This window comes from Promicromonospora kroppenstedtii DSM 19349 (assembly GCF_000515355.1).
Classification (GTDB): Bacteria; Actinomycetota; Actinomycetes; order Actinomycetales; family Cellulomonadaceae; genus Promicromonospora; species Promicromonospora kroppenstedtii.
Genome location: NZ_KI911742.1, coordinates 3,976 through 5,313, shown reverse-complemented (window position 1 = coordinate 5,313; position 1,338 = coordinate 3,976). Strand labels below are relative to the sequence as shown.

Below are 1,338 nucleotides of genomic sequence, written 5' to 3'. Positions count from 1 at the left end.
GCGCCGTCCGCGCGGCCGGCGGCGTGCCGGTCTTCGCGCACCCCGGTGCCGACGCCCGCGGCCGGATCGTCCCGGACTCGACGATCGAGGAGCTGGCGGCGGCCGGGCTCGCGGGGCTCGAGGTGGACCACCGTGACCACACGCCCGACACGCGCCGTCGGCTGCGCGAGGTCGCGGAGTCGCTGGACCTGCTGGTCACGGGGTCGAGCGACTTCCACGGTGCGGGCAAGCAGAACCGGATCGGCGAGAACACCACCGACCCGGGCGTGCTCGAGGCGATCGCCGCGCAGGGAGCCCTGGAGGTGCTCCGGTGAGCTGGTTCGACGTCGCGCTGTTCACCGAGGTGTTCGTGACGCTCTTCGTGATCATGGACCCGCCGGGAACGGTTCCGGTGTTCCTCGCGCTCACGTCCCGCATGACGGCGCAGGACCGCAAGCGGGCCGCGCGCACCGCGATCTTCGTGGCGTTCGGCGTGATCGTGGTGTTCGCGCTGTTCGGCCAGCTCCTGCTGGAGCACATGGGCATCTCGCTCGCGGCGCTGCAGGCGTCCGGCGGGCTCCTCCTGCTGCTCGTGGCCCTCGAGCTGTTGATGGGCAAGATGGACGCGGGCGAGACCGAGTCGGGCGGCTCCGCGAAGAACGTGGCGCTGGTGCCCCTTGCCACGCCGCTGCTGGCCGGGCCGGGCACGATCGTCGCGACCATGGTGTTCGTGCAGCAGGGCGTCAGCGCGGGGGAGTCGGCCGTGGGGCACTACGCCTCGATCGGCGTGGGCATCGTGGCGGTCTGTGTGTGCACCTGGGCGGCCATGCGGTTCGCGGGGCTGGTGCACCGCGTGCTCAAGGACTCCGGCGTCACCCTGGTCACGCGCATCGCGGGTGTGCTGCTCGCCGCGATCGCCGTGCAGATGATCGCCAACGGCGTCATCGAGTTCGTGCGGACGGTCTAGCTCAGACGTCGATCGTCTCCAGGGCTACGCGCACCGGCTTCGCCGGGACGAGGCCCTCGGCCTCCCGCACCTTCTTCTTCATCGGCAGCACGTAGCCGCCGTCGCTGTCGCTCGGGAACACGGACGTGGTCCACGTGGTCTTCCCGACCGTGACGCGCACCCGGATCGACCCGAACCCGCGCGGGGGCAGCGGGAGGTCGGCCAGCTCGTCGGACTGCTCCGGCGGCACGGTCACGAACCACCAGGAGTCGGTCCGGGCCTGCCACTGCCACAGGGGAGCGGCGAACTCGATCTGCACGGCTCCCATACTGTCAGACCCACAGGTCACCGGAGTGACCTGCGGGTCTGACACGTCCTGGCTACCGGTCAGGACTCGGCCTGGGTCCCGTCCG

The 1,338-nt window shown here is 71.3% G+C and carries 3 protein-coding genes; 2 read left to right on the top strand and 1 reads right to left on the bottom strand.

The features are described 5' to 3' along the window. A partial coding sequence (locus PROKR_RS23645) for a metal-dependent phosphoesterase (RefSeq protein WP_036968452.1) occupies positions 1 to 314 on the top strand: 314 nt, incomplete at its 5' end. Further along, positions 311 to 946: a MarC family protein gene (locus PROKR_RS23640; protein ID WP_036968449.1), complete on the top strand. Its 636-nt coding sequence runs from the start codon at positions 311 to 313 to the stop codon at positions 944 to 946. The genes PROKR_RS23645 and PROKR_RS23640, both read left to right, overlap by 4 nt. A gap of 1 nt (position 947) precedes the next feature. Here the strand turns inward: PROKR_RS23640 and PROKR_RS23635 are convergent, their stop codons facing one another. Then, positions 948 to 1,253 (bottom strand): DUF1905 domain-containing protein, encoded by a 306-nt coding sequence (locus PROKR_RS23635; protein ID WP_211240224.1) that lies wholly within the window; start codon positions 1,251 to 1,253, stop codon positions 948 to 950. Positions 1,254 to 1,338 lie beyond the last annotated feature (85 nt).

Excerpts from the sequence above, each read along its gene's own strand:
- PROKR_RS23635 (WP_211240224.1), bottom strand. The coding sequence starts at position 1,253 with ATGGGAGCCGTGCAGATCGAGTTCGCCGCTCCCCTGTGGCAGTGGCAG.